Origin of the sequence: Streptomyces mashuensis (assembly GCF_014654785.1) — a bacterium.
GTDB classification, from domain to species: domain Bacteria; phylum Actinomycetota; class Actinomycetes; order Streptomycetales; family Streptomycetaceae; genus Streptomyces; species Streptomyces mashuensis.
In genome coordinates this window covers 14,478-34,443 of the sequence record NZ_BNBD01000001.1, presented here as the reverse complement: position 1 = coordinate 34,443, position 19,966 = coordinate 14,478, and the positions used below count along the sequence as shown (strand labels likewise).

Sequence of the window (19,966 nt, the reverse complement as noted above, 5' to 3'; positions counted from 1 at the left end):
TGGCACTCCGTTGACGCAGAGTGTCCGTTTGAGTCCCGATCGTTATGCTCAATTTCAGCTCAGATGTAATGACGTTGGTCGTTGCGGCTCATTAGGGTCCTCCCAATCGAGGAGGACGGAGCGAGGAACGCCGATGAGCGAGATATCGGTGACCAAGGACGCGGCGGGGGCCGCGGAGGCACTGGTCGTCCTGAGCAAGGTCAACAAGCACTTCGGCGCGCTGCACGTGCTCCAGGACATCGACCTGACGATCGCCCGTGGCGAGGTCGTCGTCGTCATCGGTCCGTCGGGGTCGGGCAAGTCGACGCTGTGCCGGACCATCAACCGGCTGGAGACCACGGACTCCGGCACCATCACCATCGACGGCCGGCCGCTGCCCCAGGAGGGCAAGGAGCTGGCCCGGCTGCGGGCCGACGTCGGCATGGTGTTCCAGTCGTTCAACCTGTTCGCGCACAAGACGGTGCTGGAGAACGTGACGCTGGGGCAGGTGAAGGTCCGCAAGAAGGACCGGAAGGCGGCCGAGGAGAAGGCCCGCGCCCTGCTGGACCGGGTCGGCGTGGGCGCCCAGGCCGGGAAGTACCCCGCGCAGCTCTCCGGCGGGCAGCAGCAGCGCGTGGCGATCGCCCGGGCGCTGGCCATGGACCCCAAGGTCATGCTGTTCGACGAGCCGACGTCGGCGCTGGACCCGGAGATGATCAACGAGGTGCTGGAGGTCATGCAGCAGCTCGCCCGGGACGGCATGACGATGGTCGTCGTCACGCACGAGATGGGCTTCGCCCGCTCCGCCGCCAACCGCGTGGTCTTCATGGCCGACGGCCGGATCGTCGAGGAGGCCCGGCCCGACCAGTTCTTCAGCAATCCGCGCAGCGACCGCGCCAAGGACTTCCTGTCGAAGATCCTGCACCACTGACCCGGGCCCGGGCACGCGGCCCGTCCCGTCACGCCCCGGGCGCGTACGCCCGTACATCCCGTACGGCCCGCACACCCCGCACGGCCCGTGCACCCCGTACGCCCGCCCCGTATGCCACCCCCGTACGCAGCAGCATCCGCAGAAGCAAAGGATGTCCGATGTCCTCCATGAAGCTCCGCAACGCCGCCGCCGCTGCCGTCGTGGCGCTGGCGCTCGCCGCGACCGCCACCGCCTGCGGCAAGTCCGGCAGCCCCGACGACAAGGGCGACAAGGGCGGCGACAGCTCCTCGGCCCCCGCGTCCAGCTACAAGGTCAACACCGCTGCCGACGTCAAGGACTCGCCGGTCTTCGAGAAGATCAAGGGCAAGACGATCACCATCGGCACCAAGGCCGACCAGCCGGGGCTGGGCTACGAGAACCCCGGCACCAAGAAGCGCTCGGGCTTCGACGTCGAGATCGCCCGGATGATCGCCGCCGACCTGGGCTTCGACGAGGCCCACATCAAGTTCAAGACGGTGCCCTCCGAGGCCCGCGAGACGCAGATCGCCAGCGGCGGCGTCGACCTCTACGTCGGCACCTACACCATCAACGACGAGCGCAAGAAGCAGGTGGGCTTCGCCGGCCCGTACTACATCGCCGGCCAGGCCCTCCTGGTGAAGGCCGACAGCGACATCAAGGGCCCGGACGACATCAAGGGCAAGAAGGTCTGCTCGGCGACCGGCTCCACCCCGCTGAAGCGCATCAAGGACCCCAAGTACGGCGTGGCCGAGGCCAAGGCCCAGCAGGGCTACCAGCTGTGCGTGCAGGACCTGGTCAACGGCTCGGTCGACGCGGTGACGACGGACGACGCGATCCTCAAGGGCTACGCCGCCGAGAACAAGGGCGCACTGAAGGTCACCGAGACGACGTTCTCCAAGGAGCCCTACGGCGTGGGCCTGAAGAAGGAGGACACGGCCCTGCGCGAGGCGGTGAACAAGGCGCTGGAGGCCCACATGCAGAACGGCGACTGGAAGAAGGCGTTCGACGCCACGCTCGGCAAGTCCGGCTCCCAGGCGCCCAACCCGCCCGCGATCGAGCGCTACTGAACCCAGCGCTGACGAGCGGCGCCCGGCCGCCCGTGCGGGCGGCCGGGACCGGATGACCGCCACGCGATTCCCGGAGACTTGATGTGAACGTTCTGTCGGACAACTTCGCGCTGTTCCGCGAAGGATTCCTGGGCACTGTCGAGCTGACGGCGCTCAGCGCTCTGCTCGCCCTGGTGCTGGGTACGGTCGTCGCGGCGTTCCGCGTCTCCCCGGTGCCCGCGCTGCGGGCGTTCGGCACGGCGTGGGTGACGCTGCTGCGCAACACCCCGCTGGTGCTGCTGTTCCTGGCCGTCACTCTGGGCCTGCCCGCGCTGGGCCTGAAGGGCTGGGACTCGTTCTGGCTGGCCGTGATGGCCCTGGGCTGCTACACCTCGGCCTTCATATGCGAGGCCGTCCGGTCGGGCATCAACACCGTGCCGGTCGGCCAGGCGGAAGCCGCCCGCTCGCTGGGCATGACCTTCGGCCAGACGCTGGGCCAGATCGTGCTGCCGCAGGCGGCGCGGACGGCGATCCCGCCCATCGGCAGCCTGCTGATCGCGCTGGCCAAGAACACCGCGATCGCCTCGGGCTTCAACGTCTCCGAGCTGGGCTCGGTGCAGAAGACCCTCAACGCCGACTCCGGCTACAACATCTTCGTGATCTTCCTCTGGATCGCGATCTGCTACATCATCATCACGTTCGCGATCAGCGGCCTGTTCCGGCTGCTGGAGAGCAGGCTGGCGGTGGCCCGATGAGCGGCAGCGTCCTCTACGACGTCCCCGGCCCCCGGGCCCGCGTCCGCAACCGCGTCTACGGCGTCCTGTCCACCGTGGCGATCCTCGGCCTGATCGCCTTCCTCGTCCACCGGCTGGACGTGACGGGGCAGTTCCAGGCGGGCCTGTGGGACGACTACGAGTACACCGAGACCCAGCAGCGCATCCTCGACGGCCTGCTGACGACGCTGAAGACGTTCGCCCTGGCCGCCGTCTTCTCCCTCGTGCTGGGCGCGGTGCTGGCGGCGGCCCGGCTGTCGGACCACCGGCCGGTGCGCTGGGCGGCCACGGTGGTCGTGGAGTTCTTCCGCGCCATGCCGCTGCTCATCATGATCTTCCTGCTGTACGCGGCGGTGTTCACCACGCAGCAGATGTGGGCGCTGGTCATCGGGCTGACGCTGTACAACGGCTCGGTGCAGGCGGAGATCTTCCGGTCCGGCATCAACGCGGTGCCGCGCGGGCAGAGCGAGGCGGCGTACGCGCTGGGGCTGCGCAAGACGCAGGTGATGACGAGCGTCCTGATCCCGCAGGCGGTCCGGTCGATGCTGCCGTCCATCATCAGCCAGCTGGTGGTGACGCTGAAGGACACCTCTCTCGGATTCATCATCCTTTACGAGGAACTGCTGTTCGTCGGCAAGTCGTTCGCGCAGCAGACCCAGCCGGTGAACGGCGTCTACGCCTTCATCCCCATGGTGATCGTGTTCGGCTCGATCTACATCCTGCTGTGCCTGGCGCTGTCGTCGCTGGCCACCTGGGTCGAACGGCGCACGCAGCGCTCCCGCAAGGGCGCGGCGCCGGCGATGGCCCCGGTGGTGGGCGAGTCGGGCTCCGTGACGGACCCGGGCGGCCACGGCGGCTCCGGCGCGGGCGGGGGCACCACGGCGCAGTAGCGGTGGACATGACGCCCCGTCGGGCCTCCCGGGCCGACGGGGCGCACGCGTCCGGCGCGCCGTGGCGGGACGGCTGATCACTTGACGCACGAACCGGCAATGGGTTGCATACGTTCTGTGATCGCGCACCGTTTTCCTCCCGCCAGTCCCCGTACGTCCCGTACGCACCACGAGCGCGGTGAGGTCACCGGTCCCTCCGCGCGTCGGGGGGCCGTGCCGTGGACCCGGTGATCGTCGTCGGGGCCGGCCCGGTCGGGCTGACCCTCGCCCTCGCGCTCGCCCGGTACGAGGTGCCGGTCACGGTCCTGGACGAGGCACCGCAGCAGCCACCGGGCCAGGAGGAGCGGCGCGCGGCCCGCACCGTCGTCCTGCGCCCGGAGACGGCGGCCCTGCTGACGCGGCTGGGATGCGTCCCGGACGGCGGGACGCGCTGGACGGCGTGGCGCACGATGCGCCGCAGGACCGTCGTGGCGCGGGTGCCGTTCGCCGAGCCGGGGGAGGACGAGAAGCCGGCCGAGCGCGAACGCGACGCGCCCGAGGGCGGCCCGGACGGGGCCGACGACGTGGTGGGGGCGCCGGCAGAACCGTCTCCGCTGCACCTGCCGCAGCACGCCCTCGTCCGCGAACTCCGCCTCGCCCTCGAACGGGAGGCCGACGTCCGGGTGGCCGGGGACAGCCGCGTGACGATACTGCAGCAGGACTCCGCGGGCGTCACGGTGCACACGCGCGGCGACAACGGCACGAGCTGGCGGGGCAGTTACCTCGTCGGCTGCGACGGCGCGCGGTCCGTCGTCCGGAAGCTGCTGGGGGCCCGTTTCCCCGGCCGCACCGCCGTGGAGCGCCACGCCGTGGCCGCGCTGCGGGCGGAGCTGCCGTGGCCGGGCGAGGCGGTGCTGCACCGCTCGCCGCCGCGCGGCGGCGAGGTGACGGCCCGCCCGCTGCCGGGCGGCGTGTGGCGGCTGGACTGGCTGCTTCCGCCGGACGGCGCGCTGGTCACGCCGGACGACCTGCTGGCCCGCGTGCACGACGCGTTGACGGTGTGGTGCGGCGACATCCCGGCGTACGAACTCCTGGACACCGGTGTGCACGCCGTGCACCACCGCCTCGCGCGCCGCTGGCGCAGCGGGCGCGCCTTCCTCGCCGGCGACGCCGCCCACCTGATGGGTGCGCTGGGCACCCAGGGGCTCGACGAGGGGTTGCAGGACGCCGAGAACCTCGCGTGGAAGCTGGCGCTGGCCTGGCACCACGGTGCCTCCGACGCCCTGCTGGACAGCTACCAGGCCGAGCGGCGGACGGCGGTGGCGGCCCGGCTGCGCGCCGCCGACCGGGCCCTGCAGGCGGTGCGCTGCGAGGGCGGCTGGCACGCCGTACGGCGCACGGTGGTGCCGGGAGCGGTACGCGGCCACGACCGGCTGCTGGCCGAGGGGCATCTGGGCCGGGGGGCGCTGGGCGCGCTGCCGGTGCACGCCCGGACGCCGCTGGCGCCGGCCGCGCCCCCGGCGGGCTCGGTGCTGGTGGGCACGGAGCCCGGGGCGCAGGTCGCGGACGTGCCGGTGACCGCGCCGGACGGCTCCTGCACGGGGCTGCGGGACCGGCTCGGCGGCGACCTGCTGGTGGTGCTCGTGGCGCCCGGTACGGGTGTGTGGGAGCGGCGGCACTGGATGGGCGCCGGACTGATGCCCGGCCTCGCCGCGGCCGTCTCCGCCCTGCCGATGCGCGCGGAACTGCTGGTGACCGAGGACTATCCGGGCGCGCCGGCGCACACGGTCCTGGTGGTGCGCCCGGACGGCTGCCTGGTGGCGGCCCTCTCCGGGGTGCGGCCGGCGGAGCTGTACGCGTGCGCGGACGCGGCCCGCGGCGGGGCGGTGGCCCCGGCGCCCCCGCCCGCTCGGGTCGCGGAGCCCTCCGGTGCGGCAGTGCCGGAGGAGGCGACGGCGAACCGCTGAAGTCCTGCCCGGCCGGACTCACACCTCCGGCAGGTACTGCTCCAGCAGCTCCGGGTCGTCGCCCTCCTCCTCCAGCGCGCGGCGCACCACGCGCAGGGCGAGGCCCTCCGGGTAGCCCTTGCGGGCCAGCATGCCCGCGAGGCGGCGGAGCCGCTTCTCGCGGTCCAGGCCACGGGTGGAGCGCAGCTTGCGGTCGACGAGCTCGCGGGCGGTGCGCTCCTCCTGCTCCGGGTCGAGGCGGCCCACGGCCTCGTCGACGACGGCGGAGTCCACGCCCCGGGTGCGCAGCTCGCGGGCGAGGGCGCGGCGGGCCAGGCCGCGGCCGCGGTGGCGGGACTCCACCCAGGCGCCGGCGAAGGCGGCGTCGTCGATGAGGCCCACGTCCTCGAACCGGGACAGCACCTCCTCGGCCGCCTCGGCCGGGATGCCGCGCCGGGCCAGGGCGTCGGCCAGCTGCCGGCGTGTCCGGGGCGACCCGGTGAGCAGGCGCAGGCAGATGGCCCGCGCCTGCTCCTCGGGAGACGGCGGCGCCCCGCCCCCGGCCCTCGACGGGGAGGGGGCGTCGCCGTCCGTCCGGTGGTGGGACGGGTCAGACGGGTGGGACACGGCTGCGGACTAGGCCTTGGCCGCCGTGGCCTTGGCGGCCTTGGCGCCGGCCTTCGCCGCCGGGGCGGGCACCGTCTTGACGGGCTCGGCGGCGTCCGGGCCGGCCGCGGCGTCCGGGCCGGCCTCGGGCGCCTGCTCGCCGGGCTTCACGCCCACGCCCAGCTTCTCCTTGATCTTCTTCTCGATCTCGTTGGCGAGGTCGGGGTTGTCCTTCAGGAAGTTGCGGGCGTTCTCCTTGCCCTGGCCGAGCTGGTCGCCCTCGTACGTGTACCAGGCGCCGGCCTTGCGGATGAAGCCGTGCTCCACGCCCATGTCGATCAGGCCGCCCTCACGGCTGATGCCCTGGCCGTAGAGGATGTCGAACTCGGCCTGCTTGAAGGGCGGCGCGACCTTGTTCTTCACGACCTTGACGCGGGTGCGGTTGCCGACGGCCTCGGTGCCGTCCTTCAGGGTCTCGATGCGGCGGATGTCCAGGCGGACCGAGGCGTAGAACTTCAGCGCGCGGCCACCGGTGGTGGTCTCCGGCGAGCCGAACATCACGCCGACCTTCTCACGGAGCTGGTTGATGAAGATCGCGGTGGTCTTGGACTGGTTGAGCGCACCGGTGATCTTCCGCAGCGCCTGGCTCATCAGGCGGGCCTGGAGGCCGACGTGCGAGTCGCCCATCTCGCCCTCGATCTCCGCGCGCGGCACGAGCGCGGCGACGGAGTCGATGACGATGAGGTCGAGGGCGCCGGAGCGGACCAGCATGTCCACGATCTCGAGGGCCTGCTCGCCGTTGTCGGGCTGGGAGAGGATCAGGGAGTCGATGTCGACGCCCAGCTTCTTGGCGTACTCGGGGTCGAGGGCGTGCTCGGCGTCCACGAAGGCGACCGTGCCGCCGGCCCGCTGGGCGTTGGCCACGGCGTGCAGCGTCAGGGTCGTCTTACCGGAGGACTCCGGTCCGTAGACCTCCACCACGCGGCCGCGCGGCAGGCCGCCGACGCCGAGGGCGACGTCGAGAGCGGTCGACCCGGTGGGGATGACCTCGATGGGCTCGTTCGGCCGCTCGCCCAGGCGCATCACGGCGCCCTTGCCGAATTGCCGTTCAATCTGCGCGAGCGCGGCGTCGAGCGCCTTCTCGCGGTCGGTTCCTGCCATGGGTTCCACCCGGTTTGCTTGAGTCGATCGCTTCACGTTCACGACGCTAACGCCTGCCACTGACAATGCGCCCGGGCGCCGGCCCGGCCTGTGGAAAACTCCGCGGAATCACCCGCTCCAGCAGGCCCGGAACCCCCATGAGAATGGATGTTCGAATTTAGTGTCAAGCGGGATCGCCGGGGCCGTCACCCGTGTCGCGGTCCGGCGACGAACCCCCGTCCTCCCCACCTGCACCCGGAGCCCCGGCCGTCCCCACCACTTCGTACCGCCGCACGTACACCCCCAGGAACGCCTGCAACGTCGCCGTCGCCGGGATGGCGATCAGCGCGCCCACCGCACCGAGCAGCGCGGCGCCCGCCACGACCGACCCGAACGCCACGGCCGGGTGGATGTCGACGGTCCGCGCGGTGATGCGCGGCTGGAGCAGGTAGTTCTCGAACTGCTGGTAGACCACCACGAAGGCCAGCACCCACACCGCGTACCAGGGGCCGACGGTGAAGGCGAGCAGCACCGGGAGCGCCCCGGCGAGGTAGGTGCCGATGGTGGGCACGAACTGGGAGACCAGGCCGACCCACACCGCCAGCGCCGGCGCGTACGGCACGCCGAGCGCCGCCAGCAGCACGTAGTGGGCGGCCCCGGACACCAGCGCCATCAGGGCGCGCGAGTAGATGTAGCCGCCGGTCTTGGCCACCGCCAGCTCCCAGGCGCGCAGCACCTCCGCCTGGCGCCGCGGGGGCAGCACCGAGCACAGGGCGCGGCGCAGCCTCGGCCCGTCGGCCGCGAAGTAGAACGAGAACAGCAGGACGGCCAGCAGCTCGAACAGGCCGCCCAGGACCGTGGCGGAGACGTCCAGCACACCCGAGGCGCCGCTGCTGGCGTACTTCCGCAGCCAGTCGGAGTGCAGCACGCTCTTCTGGATCTTCACTCGGGACAGGTCCGTGCCGAACGTGTGGTTGATCCAGGCGATCACCGAGTCGAGGTACGAGGGGAAGTTCTCCACCATCGTGCCGACCTGGTCCGCCAGCATGGAGCCCATCAGGGTGAGGAAGCCGGTCGTCACCACGGCCACCACCAGGAACACCAGCCCGGTGGCCAGGCCGCGGCGCATGCCGCGGGCGGCCAGCCGCTGCACCGGGGGCTCCACGGCCAGGGCCACGAAGAAGGCGATCAGCACGTCCAGAAACAGGCCGTAGAGCCGGTGGAAGGCCCAGACGGAGACCTGGAAGCAGGCCACGAGGGCGAGCCCCACCACGATCGCGCGGGGCACCCAGCGGGGCATTCCGGAGCCCGGGGACGTCACCGCCGGTCCCGGGGGATCTCCATCGCCTCGCACACTCCGCGCCAGACGTCCTTGGCGTCCCAGCCGGCGGCGAGCGCCTGGTGGACGGTCCTCCCGCCGAGCTCGGACATCACGTGGTCACGTGCGAAGGAGTCGGCGTAGGCGCCACCGAAGTGATCCGCCATTCGCTGCCAGAAGACCGTCAACCGCATGGGGCAAGTATCCCGCTCCTGAGAGTGCAGCCGCGCACGAGCCGGTGACCCGGGGCGTCCGGCGGCCTACGGTCTTGTCCATGGCACCGTCCGGATCATCCGCCGTCGCGCGCGCCGAGCAGTTCGTCTGGCTCACCGCGCGCGTCCTGGAGCAGCGCAGATTCGCCTTCCACTTCCTCGGCGGCCACCCCGACGCCGTGGAGGCGGCGCTGACCGCCTACGCGGGCGACGACGGCGGCTTCGGCCACGGCCTGGAGCCGGACCTGCGCGGCCCGGTGAGCCAGCCGCTGCACACCGCGCTCGGGCTGCGGGTGCTGGACGAGATCGGCCGCTGCCGCGACCAGCGGGCCGAACGCGTGTGCCGCTACCTGACGGCGGTCTCCACGCCCGACGGTGCCCTGCCCGCCCTGCACCCGTCCCTGCGCGGCTACCCCGCGGCCCCCTGGCTGCCCCTGGTGGACGACCCGCCCAGCGACCTGCTGGCCACCGGCCCCGTGGTGGGCCTGCTGCACCGGAACGAGGTGTGGCACGCCTGGCTGTTCCGGGCCACCGACTTCTGCTGGGCCGCCGTCGAGGCCCTGGGCCGGGGCGCGCGCACCCACCCGTACGAGGTGATGGCGGCCGTGGCCTTCCTGGACGGGGCGCCGGACCGGCGGCGGGCCGAGGCGGCGGCCGAGCGGCTGGGGCGTGCGGTGCGCGAGCAGCGGCTGGCCGTGCTGGACCCCGCCGGGCTCGACGGCCACCCCCTCCCGGACGGCTACGCGCCCGGCGAGTACCACTTCCCGTACGACTACGCGCGCACGCCGCACTCGCTGGCCCGGCGCTGGTTCACCGACGCCGAGGTGGACCGCGCGCTGGACCACCTCGCCGCCGCCCAGCAGGACGACGGCGGCTGGCCCGTCCTCTGGCGGGCGTGGGCCCCGGGCACGGCCCTGGAGGGCCGGCCGATGGTGACGATCGACGCGCTGCTGACCCTGCGGGCGTACGGCCGCACCGTCTGACCCCGCAGCCCCTCCCGAACCACCCCTGACCTGCGCTCCGGAGCCGTTGTCAGTGGTGCGGTGCACGATGGTGGGCATGGCGGACGACACGACTTCGGCCCTCGCCGGGTTCTCCCCCGCGACCCGCGCGTGGTTCACGGGGGCCTTCACCGCGCCCACGGCCGCCCAGGCCGGGGCCTGGCAGGCCATCGGGCAGGGGTCGGACGTCCTGGTCGTGGCGCCCACGGGCTCGGGCAAGACGCTGGCCGCGTTCCTGGCCTCCCTGGACCGGCTGGCGAGCACTCCGCCGCCCGCCGACCGCAAGAAGCGCTGCCGTGTGCTGTACGTCTCGCCGCTGAAGGCCCTCGCCGTGGACGTCGAGCGCAACCTGCGCAGCCCGCTGACCGGCATCCGCCAGGAAGCCGTGCGCATGGGCCTGCCGGAGCCCGAGATCCGGGTCGGCATCCGCTCCGGCGACACGCCCGCGCCCGAGCGCCGCGCCCTGGTGACCCGGCCGCCGGACATCCTCATCACCACGCCCGAGTCGCTGTTCCTCATGCTGACCTCCGCCGCCCGGGACGCGCTGACGGGCGTGGAGACCGTGATCCTCGACGAGGTGCACGCCGTCGCGGGCACCAAGCGCGGCGCCCACCTGGCGCTGTCGCTGGAGCGGCTGGACACCCTGCTGCCGCGGCCCGCCCGCCGCATCGGCCTGTCGGCGACCGTCCGCCCGGTGGACGAGGTGGCGCGTTTCCTCTCGCCGCGCCGTCGCGTCGAGATCGTCCAGCCGCCCTCCGGCAAGGAGTTCGACCTGTCGGTGGTCGTGCCCGTGGAGGACCTCGGCGAGCTGGGCGGCTCACCCGTGCAGGAGGGCGGCGACGGCAAGGAGAAGCCGTCGATCTGGCCGCACGTCGAGGAGCGCATCGCCGACCTGGTGCAGGCACACCGCTCCACCATCGTCTTCGCCAACTCGCGCCGCCTGGCCGAGCGGCTGTGCAACCGGCTCAACGAGATCGCCTACGAGCGCGCCACCGGCGAGGCGCTGCCCGAGGACCACGCCCCCGCCGACCTCATGGGCGGCTCGGGCCCGGCCCGGGGCGCGCCGCCGCTGCTGGCCCGCGCCCATCACGGCTCGGTCTCCAAGGAGCAGCGGGCCCTGGTCGAGGAGGACCTGAAGGCGGGCCGGCTGCCGGCCGTCGTCGCCACCTCCAGCCTGGAGCTGGGCATCGACATGGGCGCCGTCGACCTGGTGGTGCAGGTCGAGTCGCCGCCGTCCGTCGCCTCGGGCCTCCAGCGCGTGGGCCGCGCCGGCCACCAGGTCGGCGCCGTCTCCACGGGCGTCGTCTTCCCCAAGTACCGGGGCGACCTCGTCCAGGCCGCCGTGGTCACCGAACGGATGCGGCAGGGCGCCATCGAGTCGCTGCGCGTCCCCGCCAACCCGCTGGACGTCCTCGCCCAGCAGATCGTCGCCATGGTGTCCCTGGACCCCTGGGACGTCGACGAGCTGCTGGCCCTGGTGCGGCGGGCGGCGCCCTTCGCGGCGCTGCCCGAGTCGGCGTACCACGGCGTGCTCGACATGCTCGCCGGCCGCTACCCGTCCGACGCCTTCGCCGAGCTGCGGCCCCGCCTGGTGTGGGACCGGATCGCCAACACGGTCACCGGCCGCCCCGGCGCCCAGCGGCTGGCCGTGACGTCCGGCGGCACCATCCCCGACCGCGGCCTGTTCGGCGTCTTCCTCGCCGGCGCCGACCCCAAGAAGGGCGGCGGCCGCGTCGGCGAGCTGGACGAGGAGATGGTCTACGAGTCGCGCGTCGGCGACGTCTTCACCCTGGGCACGACGTCCTGGCGCATCGAGGACATCACCCGCGACCGCGTCCTGGTCACCCCCGCCCCCGGAACGCTCGGCAGGCTGCCCTTCTGGAAGGGCGACCAGCTGGGTCGCCCGCTCGAACTGGGACGCGCCCTCGGCGCGTTCCTCCGCGAGGTCGGCTCCCTCGACGCGGAGGCCGCCCGCGCCCGCCTCACGGCCGCCGGGCTCGACGCATGGGCGGCCGGCAACGTCGTGTCGTACCTGGACGAGCAGCGGCGCGCCTGCGGGCACGTGCCCGACGACCGCACCATCGTCGTCGAACGGTTCCGCGACGAACTCGGCGACTGGCGCGTCGTCGTGCACTCCCCCTTCGGCGCCCAGGTGCACGCCCCCTGGGCGCTGGCGCTGGGCGCCCGGCTCGCCGAGCGGTACGGGCTCGACGCCCAGGTGATGCACGCCGACGACGGCATCGTGCTGCGCCTGCCCGACGCCGACCTGATGGGCCTCGACCTGCTGGACGCCGGCCCGGCCCGGCAGGACACCGCGTACGACAGCGAACAGTCGCCCGTGGGCGCCGCGGACGTCGTCTTCGACAAGGGCGAGGTCGACCGGGTCGTCACCGAACAGGTGGGCGGCTCGGCCCTGTTCGCCTCGCGCTTCCGCGAGTGCGCCGCCCGCGCCCTGCTGCTGCCCCGCCGCAACCCCGGCAAGCGCACCCCCTTGTGGCAGCAGCGGCAGCGCGCCGCCCAGCTCCTCCAGGTCGCCGGCGAGTTCGGGTCCTTCCCCATCGTCCTGGAGGCGGTCCGCGAGTGCCTCCAGGACGTCTTCGACGTGCCCGGCCTGACGGAGCTGATGGGCGACATCGAGGCCCGCCGGGTCCGCCTGGTGGAGGTCACCACCCCCGAGCCGTCCCCCTTCGCCCGCTCCCTGCTGTTCGGCTACGTCGCCCAGTTCCTGTACGAGGGCGACTCGCCGCTCGCCGAGCGGCGCGCCGCCGCCCTGTCGCTCGACTCGCGGCTGCTGGCCGAGCTCCTGGGCCAGGCCGAGCTGCGCGAACTGCTCGACCCCGAGGTCCTCGCCGAGCTCGAACAGGAGCTGCAGTGGCTCACGGAGGACCGCCGCGCCAAGGACGTCGAGGGCGTCGCCGACCTGCTGCGGCTGCTGGGCCCGCTCACCGGTGACGAGCTGGCCGCGCGCGGCGCCGAACCGGGCTGGGCGCAGGAGCTGGCGGACGCCCGCCGCGCCCTGCGCGTCCGCATCGCCGGGCAGGACCACTGGGCGGCGGTCGAGGACGCCGGCCGGCTGCGCGACGCGCTGGGCACAGCGCTGCCCGTGGGCGTGCCCGAGGCGTTCACCGAGCCCGTCAAGGACCCGCTGGGCGACCTCCTCGCCCGCTACGCCCGCACCCACGGCCCGTTCACCTCCGCGCAGGCCGCCGCCCGCTTCGGCCTGGGCACCGCGGTGACCGACGGCGCCCTGCAACGCCTGGCCGCCACGGGCCGCATCGTCCAGGGCGAGTTCCATCCGTCGGGGATGGGCCAGGAATGGTGCGACGCCGCCGTGCTGCGCCGCCTGCGACGGCGCTCCCTGGCCGCGCTGCGGCACGAGCTGGAGCCCGTACCGCCCGCCACACTCGCCGCGTTCCTGCCCGCCTGGCAGCACGTGGGCTCCGACAGCCTGCGCGGCATCGACGGCCTGCTGCGCGCGGTGGAGCAGCTCCAGGGCGCCCCGGTGCCCGCCTCCGCGCTGGAGAAGCTCGTGCTGCCCGCGCGCGTGACGGATTATCAGCCGGCGATGCTCGACGAGCTCACGGCGGCCGGCGAGGTCGTGTGGGCCGGGGCGGGCGCCCTGCCGGGGAAGGACGGCTGGGTGACGCTGCTGCCGGCCGACACCGCGCCCCTGCTGCTGCCCCCGCCCCACCCGCTGGAGCTCTCCCCGGTGCACCGGGCCGTCCTCGACGCCCTCTCCGGCGGCCACGGCCTGTTCTTCCGCCAGATCGCCGAACGCGTACGGGCCGCCGGCGCGGACGTGGACGACACGGCCGCCTCGGAGGCCCGCATCGCCGAGGCGCTGTGGGACCTGGCCTGGTCGGGCCGGCTCACCAACGACACGCTCGCGCCGCTGCGGGCCCTGCTGGGCTCCGGGCGCACGGCCGGCTCCACCGCGCACCGCGCCCGCCGCTCCGTCCCGCGCGGCCGGTACGGCGGCTTCGCCGGCCGTGCCGCCCTGGCCGGCCCCGGCCTGCGGCCCCCGGCCTCCCGCGGCGGACCGCCCACCGTGGCCGGCCGCTGGGCCCTGCTGCCCGAGCGCGAGCCGGACACCACGCACCGGGCGCACGCCCTGGCCCGTACGCTCCTGGACCGGCACGGCGTGGTGACCCGCGGCGCCGTCGCGGCCGAGGGCGTCGAGGGCGGCTTCTCCGCCGCCTACCGGGTGCTGTCCGCCTTCGAGGAGAGCGGGCAGGCCCGGCGGGGCTACGTCGTGGAGGGGCTGGGCGCGGCGCAGTTCGCCATGGAGGGCGCCGTCGACCGGCTGCGCGCGGCGAGCACCGCCCGTGAGCGGGCGGGCGATGGTCCGTCCTGGGACACCGGGCGTCCCGGGCACGGCCGGCCGGGGCGCCGCCGCGCGCTGGTGCTGGCCGCCGCGGACCCCGCCAACGCGTACGGCGCGGCCCTGTCCTGGCCGGACCCGCCGGCGGGAGCCACCCACAAACCGGGCCGCAAGGCGGGCTCGCTGGTCGTCCTGGTCGACGGCGCGCTCGCCCTGTACGTCGAGCGGGGCGGCAAGACGCTCCTGGCCTGGCCCGCAGGGGACACGTCGGCGGGCGGGGCGGAGGACGCGGACGACCCGGCGCTGCGCGAGGCGGTGGCCGCGCTGGCCGAGGCGGCCCGCGGCGGCGCGCTGGGCACCGTCACCGTGGAGCGGGTGAACGGCTCCCCCGCGCTCTCCTCGCCGCTGGCCGCGCTGCTGGAGTCCGAGGGCTTCCACGCCACTCCGCGGGGGCTGCGTCTGCGGGCGCCCTGAGCAGGCGACATCATGGGCGGTATGCCCGAAGGAGACACCGTCTGGCGCACCGCCCGGGACCTGCACCGGGCGCTGGCGGGCGATCCGGTCGTCCGGTGCGACCTGCGGGTGCCGCGGCTGGCCACCACTGATCTGGCCGGCCGGCAGGTCATCGAGGTGGTGGCGCGCGGCAAGCACCTGCTCATGCGGTTCGGCGGCGGCCTGACCCTGCACTCCCACCTCGGCATGGAGGGCACCTGGCGGACCGGCCCCACGGGCGGGCGGGTCCGCCCCGCCGGCCCCGCCCACCAGATCCGGGCCGTCGTGGGCACCGCCCGCCACACCGCGGTCGGCTACCGCCTGCCCGTGCTGGAGCTCCTGCGCACCGCGGACGAGAGCACCGTCGTCGGGCACCTGGGCCCCGACCTGCTGGGCCAGGACTGGGACCCGGACGAGGCACTGCGCCGGCTGCTCTCCGACCCCGGCCGCACGCTCGGCGAGGCCCTGCTCGACCAGCGGAACCTCGCCGGGATCGGCAACGTGTACAAGTCGGAGCTGTGCTTCCTGCTGCGGGTCACGCCCTGGCTGCCCGTGGCGTCCCTGCCGTCGCCCGAACGGCTGACGGCCCTCGCCAAGAAGCTGCTGGAGGCCAACAAGGACCGCACGGCCCGCATCACCACCGCCGACGCCCGGCCCGACCGGCGACTGTGGGTGTACGGGCGCGGCGGCCGGCCCTGCCGCCGCTGCGGCACACCGGTCCTCGCCGCGGACCAGGGCCCGGCGGGCCAGGAGCGGAGCACGTACTGGTGCCCGCACTGCCAGAACGGCCCGGCCCCGCCGGTCTGACGGCTCCGGCCACGCCGTTCCCCCGTACGGGTGAGACCCGTGACGGGTGGGACGCGTGCCGGAAAGACCTACGAGGGCGGGCGAGGCGGGCCGTCAGTCCTCCCGCTCGCCGCCCCGCCGGGAGCGGGGCGTGCAGTGCACCGGCAGCAGGCTCAGGCTCCAGCCACCGGCGGCCAGCAGCCCTTCCACGAAACCGGTGTGGCCCGGGTGGGTGAGGATCCGCAGGACGGCCCCGCACCACACCACGGCCGACACCAGCACCAGGGCCCTCGCCACGTGCTCCACGGCACGCCGGCGGGGCGGGTGCGCGGACGGGCGGACGGCCACGGCGGCCCCTGCCTCACTCGGCGGGCTCGCCGCGCAGGCGGGCGAGCTCGCGCTCCAGCTCGGCGATCGTCCGGTCCCGCCGGTGCACCTCGACGATCACCCGCTGCTCGCCCTCGTGCATGCCCTCCTGGTAGACGGTCCGCACAAACGTTCCGGCGGCCTCCTGGTCGAGGTCGCAGACCGTCATCAGCTCGTTGGTGAAGCGGATCACCGGGTGCGGCTGGCTCATGTCCCCCAGGAGACCCCCGCGGGGCGCGGCCCGCCACCGCTGGCCGCCCGGGCACCTCGGGGCTCAGGCGTTCTCAGGCGTTCTCGGCCTGGAACATCCAGTGGTGCTTCTCCAGGTCGCGGGTGAGACCGATGAGGATGTCCTGGGTGACCGGGTCCGGCTCGGCGGTGGCCTCGATCCGCTCGCGCATGCGCCCGATCACCGCGCCGAGCGCGTCGACGAGGGTGCGTACGGCGTCGGTGTCCCTGATCCAGCCGCCGCCCAGGGTGTCGATGCCGCTGGTCTTGGCCACCGTCTCGGCCCGCCCGTCCGGGGCGATGCCGAGCGCCGCGGCGCGCTCCGCCACGGTGTCGCCGTGCCCGCGGGCGGTGGTGACCACCTCGTCCAGCTGAAGGTGCACGGAGCGGAAGCGGGGGCCGACGAGGGTCCAGTGGACCTGCTTGCCGACGAGCGAGAGGTCGACCAGGTCGACGAGCGCGCCCTGGAGGGCATCACCGACGATCTTGCGGTCCTGCTCGTTGAGCGGGCTCTTCACGACAGACATCCGCTGTTCCTCCTGTTCCGGGTCTACCTGTTCCGGTGGTGGTCCGGGCGTCCCGTCCCTCCACCGTGACACAGGCGGATGAACGGCACGAATCCGGGCCACTCCAGGACCACGCGGCACAAAAAACACGGGATCCCGGTCAGACATCTGACCGGGATCCCGTGCGTCAAACACGTGAAACAGGAAGCCTCGGGGTCGTGGCCCGCTCGATCCGGACGATCAGGCGGCGACGACGTCCACGGCCTCCGCGGGGGCCTTGATGGTCACGCGCTCCCCCGGAACGCCCGTCACGGAGGTGACGGACACCGAATTGAACATCGGCCGCATCGGCGCGGGTACCGGCTCGCTCGCCGCCGCCGACTGCGCCAGCTCGGCCAGCGACAGCTCGTCGCTCACCTCGCGCATGACCTCGGACATCCGTACGTCGAGTGCATCGCAGATCGCGGAGAGAAGCTCGGAGGACGCCTCTTTCTGCCCGCGCTCGACCTCGGAGAGGTATCCGAGCGAGACCCGGGCGGACGAGGAGACCTCGCGCAGAGTGCGGCCCTGGCGTTGGCGCTGCCGACGCAGCACGTCACCCAGCAGGCGACGGAGCAGAATCATCGGTGGCTCCCTCCTTGGACCGCGAATCCGGTTCCTTCACGCCCCACCGTACCGCCTCGGGGTGCGGCCGTGCGGGGAGCTATGTCGTGTTCACTCAGGGCTGCAAACATCAATTCCCCCCGTGGTGTTCCGTATCCTTTGCCCCCGCGTTCCCCACGCGTCCCCCGGTGAGTTCTCCGAGGAGCAGCGCGAGGACCGCTTGTGCGCTTTCGCTCCGGATACCCGCCCGGCCGCCCCGCAAAGACAGTTCCCGGACGGAACCGGCGCCGTCCGGCCCGGCGACCGCCACGAAGACCGTGCCGACGTCCTTGCCGTCCTGCGGCTCCGGGCCCGCCACACCGGTGGTGGCCAGGCCCCAGTCGGCGCCGAGCACGGTCCGTACGCCGGCCGCCATCTGCCGGGCCACCTCGCCGTCGACGGCGCCGCGCTCGTCGAGCAGCGCGCCGTCCACGCCCAGGACGTCCCGCTTGACGTCGGTGGCGTACGCGGTGACCGAGCCGCGCACCGAGCGCGAGGCGCCGGGGGCGGCGGTCAGCCAGGCGGCGACCAGGCCGCCGGTCAGCGACTCGGCGGCGGCCACGGTCTGCCCGCGCTCCACGAGCGCGTCCAGCAGCCGCCCGGCCGTACCCCCGGGATCCGGCAGGTCCGGGCCGGTCACGACGCGTTCTCCCGGGCACGCCCGGCCCGGCGCAGCACGAGGGCCTGCCGGACGTAGTCCAGGCCGGTGACGACCGTCAACACGACGGCCACCGCCATCACCCAGAAGCGCAGTGTGGCCAAAGGTCCGTCGAGCACCAGGATGTACATCCCCACGCCCACACCCTGGAAGAGCGTCTTCATCTTGCCGCCGCGGCTGGCCGGGATCACACCGTGCCGGATGACCCAGAACCGCATCAGCGTGATGCCGATCTCGCGGAGCAGGATGACGCCGGTGACCCACCAGGGCAGGAGCGCCAGGTAGGAGAGGCAGATCAGCGCGGCGCCCATGATCGCCTTGTCGGCGATGGGGTCGGCGATCTTGCCGAAGTCCGTGACCAGGTTGTACGCCCGGGCCAGGTGGCCGTCGAACAGGTCGGTGATCATGGCGACGGCGAAGGCGGCCCAGGCGAACGCGCGCCAGGCCGGGTCGTAGCCGCCGTTGTGCAGCATCAGCACGACGAACCCCGGCACGAGGACCAGTCGCACCATCGTGAGGATGTTGGCGATGTTCCACAGCCCGGCCTGCCGTACGCCGCCGGCCGGGGCCGGGCCCCTCGCGGCCGAGGCCGGGAGTCCGCTCATCTGGCCGCCTCCTCGGTACACCCGCCCGTGAGCCCGCCGACGGGCTCCAGCGGCTCCGCCACGAGGTCCACGCCCTCGGCGGCCACGACCCGGGCCACCACCATCCGGCCCGGGGCGGCGAGCTCCGGGTCCATGGCGAGGGTGACCTGGCCGTCGGTCTCGGGGGCCTGGTGGGCCGCGCGGCCGATCACTCCGTCCTCGTCGTCCACACGGTCGACGAGTACTTCGATGGTCTCACCGACACGGTCCTCGGCGCGCTGGGCGGTGAGCTCCTCGGCCAGTCTGGAGATGTGCGCCAGGCGCTCGGCGACGACCTCGGGGTCCAGCTTGGTGTCGTACGTGGCGGCCTCGGTGCCCTCCTCGTCGGAGTAGCCGAAGACGCCGATGGCGTCCAGGCGGGCGCCGGTGAGGAAGCGCTCCAGCTCGGCGAGGTCGGCCTCGGTCTCGCCGGGGAAGCCGACGATGAAGTTGGAGCGGACGCCGGCCTGCGGGGCCTTGTCACGGATGGTGGCCAGCAGGTCCAGGAAGCGGTCGGTGTCGCCGAAGCGGCGCATGGCGCGCAGCACACCGGGCGCCGAGTGCTGGAAGGAGAGGTCGAAGTAGGGGGCGACCTTCTCCGTGGAGGTCAGCACGTCGATCAGGCCGGGCCGCATCTCGGCCGGCTGGAGGTAGCTGACGCGGATGCGCTCGAGGCCGTCCACGGCGGCCAGCTCCGGCAGCAGCGTCTCCAGCAGCCGGATGTCGCCGAGGTCCTTGCCGTAGGAGGTGTTGTTCTCGGAGACCAGCATGATCTCCTTCACGCCCTGCTCCGCCAGCCAGCGCGTCTCCGACAGCACGTCGGAGGGGCGGCGGGAGATGAAGGAGCCGCGGAAGGAGGGGATGGCGCAGAAGGAGCAGCGCCGGTCGCAGCCGGAGGCGAGCTTGACCGAGGCGACGGGGCTGGTGCCGAGCCGGCGGCGCAGCGGGGCGCGCGGGCCGGAGGCGGGGGCCAGGCCGTCGGGCAGGTCGGCCGGGGCCTCCTGGGGCTCCTGCGCCTCCTGGGCGTGCCCGGGGAGGGCGACGGCGGAGGCGCCGGAGGCCTGCTGGCGCTCGGCGGGGCTGATCGGCAGCAGCTTGCGCCGGTCGCGGGGGGTGTGGGAGGCGTGGACGCCGCCGGAGAGGATGGTCTGGAGCCGGTCGGAGATGTCGGCGTAGTCGTCGAAGCCGAGCACGCCGTCCGCCTCGGGCAGCGCGTCGGCGAGCTCCTTGCCGTACCGCTCGGCCATGCAGCCCACGGCCACGACGGCCTGGGTGCGGCCGTGCTCCTTGAGGTCGTTCGCCTCCAGGAGGGCGTCGACGGAGTCCTTCTTGGCGGCCTCGACGAAGCCACAGGTGTTCACGACGGCCACATCGGCGTCGGCGGCGTCCTCGACGAGGTCCCAGCCATCCGCCGCCAAGCGGCCTGCCAGCTCCTCCGAGTCCACCTCGTTACGGGCGCAGCCAAGTGTGACAAGAGCGACGGTACGGCGTTCGGGCATAGGGCT

At 73.6% G+C, this 19,966-nt stretch carries 19 protein-coding genes; 8 read left to right on the top strand and 11 right to left on the bottom strand.

The genetic code is table 11. The annotated features are described in order from the left end of the window. Nucleotides 1-133 precede the first annotated feature (133 nt). The 5 genes from IE305_RS00130 to IE305_RS00110 all read left to right on the top strand — a co-directional run bounded on the left by IE305_RS00130 (nucleotide 134) and on the right by IE305_RS00110 (nucleotide 5,583). Nucleotides 134-910, top strand: a complete 777-nt coding sequence (locus IE305_RS00130) for an amino acid ABC transporter ATP-binding protein (protein ID WP_190127251.1) — start codon at nucleotides 134-136, stop codon at nucleotides 908-910. Between the two features lie 167 nt (nucleotides 911-1,077). After that, a complete protein-coding gene (locus IE305_RS00125) occupies nucleotides 1,078-1,995 on the top strand; it encodes a glutamate ABC transporter substrate-binding protein (RefSeq protein WP_190128136.1) in 918 nt (305 codons plus the stop codon). 83 nt (nucleotides 1,996-2,078) lie between these two features. Beyond that, entirely contained in the window at nucleotides 2,079-2,729 is a 651-nt protein-coding gene (locus tag IE305_RS00120) for an amino acid ABC transporter permease (protein WP_190127250.1), read from the top strand. Further along, nucleotides 2,726-3,637 carry an amino acid ABC transporter permease gene (locus IE305_RS00115; RefSeq protein WP_190127249.1) on the top strand — a complete coding sequence of 304 codons (912 nt, stop codon included), beginning with the start codon at nucleotides 2,726-2,728 and terminating at the stop codon, nucleotides 3,635-3,637. The genes IE305_RS00120 and IE305_RS00115 overlap by 4 nt, the downstream gene beginning before the upstream one ends. Before the next feature lie 218 nt (nucleotides 3,638-3,855). Further along, a complete protein-coding gene (locus IE305_RS00110) occupies nucleotides 3,856-5,583 on the top strand; it encodes an FAD-dependent monooxygenase (protein ID WP_190127248.1) in 1,728 nt (575 codons plus the stop codon). Between the two features lie 18 nt (nucleotides 5,584-5,601). On the opposite strand, the gene recX is transcribed toward IE305_RS00110, so the two are convergent. From recX to IE305_RS00090, 4 genes are all read right to left on the bottom strand, one after another. Continuing rightward, entirely contained in the window at nucleotides 5,602-6,189 is a 588-nt protein-coding gene (gene recX, locus IE305_RS00105) for a recombination regulator RecX (protein WP_190127247.1), read from the bottom strand. 9 nt (nucleotides 6,190-6,198) lie between these two features. Beyond that, nucleotides 6,199-7,329, bottom strand: coding sequence for a recombinase RecA (gene recA / locus IE305_RS00100; protein ID WP_190127246.1), 1,131 nt, complete (start codon nucleotides 7,327-7,329; stop codon nucleotides 6,199-6,201). A 163-nt stretch (nucleotides 7,330-7,492) separates the two neighbouring features. Continuing rightward, nucleotides 7,493-8,662, bottom strand: coding sequence for an AI-2E family transporter (locus tag IE305_RS00095; RefSeq protein ID WP_373311480.1), 1,170 nt, complete (start codon nucleotides 8,660-8,662; stop codon nucleotides 7,493-7,495). Next, complete coding sequence (locus IE305_RS00090; RefSeq protein ID WP_190127245.1) at nucleotides 8,626-8,820, bottom strand: DUF3046 domain-containing protein; 195 nt, start codon at nucleotides 8,818-8,820, stop codon at nucleotides 8,626-8,628. The genes IE305_RS00095 and IE305_RS00090 overlap by 37 nt, the downstream gene beginning before the upstream one ends. Nucleotides 8,821-8,900: 80 nt before the next feature. Here IE305_RS00090 and IE305_RS00085 point away from each other — a divergent pair, with 80 nt between their 5' ends. The 3 genes from IE305_RS00085 to IE305_RS00075 all read left to right on the top strand — a co-directional run bounded on the left by IE305_RS00085 (nucleotide 8,901) and on the right by IE305_RS00075 (nucleotide 15,459). Next, a complete protein-coding gene (locus IE305_RS00085; RefSeq protein WP_190127244.1) occupies nucleotides 8,901-9,821 on the top strand; it encodes a hypothetical protein in 921 nt (306 codons plus the stop codon). A gap of 67 nt (nucleotides 9,822-9,888) precedes the next feature. Then, entirely contained in the window at nucleotides 9,889-14,634 is a 4,746-nt protein-coding gene (locus IE305_RS00080; RefSeq protein ID WP_190127243.1) for an ATP-dependent helicase, read from the top strand. A 21-nt stretch (nucleotides 14,635-14,655) separates the two neighbouring features. Beyond that, nucleotides 14,656-15,459 carry a DNA-formamidopyrimidine glycosylase family protein gene (locus IE305_RS00075; protein ID WP_190127242.1) on the top strand — a complete coding sequence of 268 codons (804 nt, stop codon included), beginning with the start codon at nucleotides 14,656-14,658 and terminating at the stop codon, nucleotides 15,457-15,459. Nucleotides 15,460-15,552: 93 nt separating this feature from the next. Here IE305_RS00075 and IE305_RS00070 read toward each other — a convergent pair whose 3' ends face one another. The 7 genes from IE305_RS00070 to rimO form a co-directional block, all read right to left on the bottom strand. Further along, nucleotides 15,553-15,786, bottom strand: a complete 234-nt coding sequence (locus IE305_RS00070) for a hypothetical protein (RefSeq protein ID WP_229890382.1) — start codon at nucleotides 15,784-15,786, stop codon at nucleotides 15,553-15,555. Nucleotides 15,787-15,799: 13 nt separating this feature from the next. After that, the gene (locus IE305_RS00065; RefSeq protein ID WP_190127241.1) at nucleotides 15,800-16,015 is read right to left on the bottom strand and encodes a hypothetical protein; all 216 of its coding nucleotides are present in this window, start codon (nucleotides 16,013-16,015) and stop codon (nucleotides 15,800-15,802) included. A 73-nt stretch (nucleotides 16,016-16,088) separates the two neighbouring features. Next, complete coding sequence (locus IE305_RS00060) at nucleotides 16,089-16,559, bottom strand: Dps family protein (RefSeq protein ID WP_190127240.1); 471 nt, start codon at nucleotides 16,557-16,559, stop codon at nucleotides 16,089-16,091. Between the two features lie 219 nt (nucleotides 16,560-16,778). Next, on the bottom strand, nucleotides 16,779-17,162 hold the full coding sequence (locus IE305_RS00055; protein ID WP_086566431.1) for a helix-turn-helix domain-containing protein: 384 nt from the start codon (nucleotides 17,160-17,162) through the stop codon (nucleotides 16,779-16,781). A gap of 109 nt (nucleotides 17,163-17,271) precedes the next feature. Continuing rightward, complete coding sequence (locus IE305_RS00050; protein ID WP_373311479.1) at nucleotides 17,272-17,820, bottom strand: CinA family protein; 549 nt, start codon at nucleotides 17,818-17,820, stop codon at nucleotides 17,272-17,274. Continuing rightward, the gene (pgsA, locus tag IE305_RS00045; protein ID WP_190127239.1) at nucleotides 17,817-18,443 is read right to left on the bottom strand and encodes a CDP-diacylglycerol--glycerol-3-phosphate 3-phosphatidyltransferase; all 627 of its coding nucleotides are present in this window, start codon (nucleotides 18,441-18,443) and stop codon (nucleotides 17,817-17,819) included. The genes IE305_RS00050 and pgsA overlap by 4 nt, the downstream gene beginning before the upstream one ends. Beyond that, nucleotides 18,440-19,960 (bottom strand): 30S ribosomal protein S12 methylthiotransferase RimO, encoded by a 1,521-nt coding sequence (gene rimO, locus IE305_RS00040; RefSeq protein ID WP_190127238.1) that lies wholly within the window; start codon nucleotides 19,958-19,960, stop codon nucleotides 18,440-18,442. Before rimO ends, pgsA begins: the two co-directional genes overlap by 4 nt. Nucleotides 19,961-19,966: the final 6 nt, after the last annotated feature.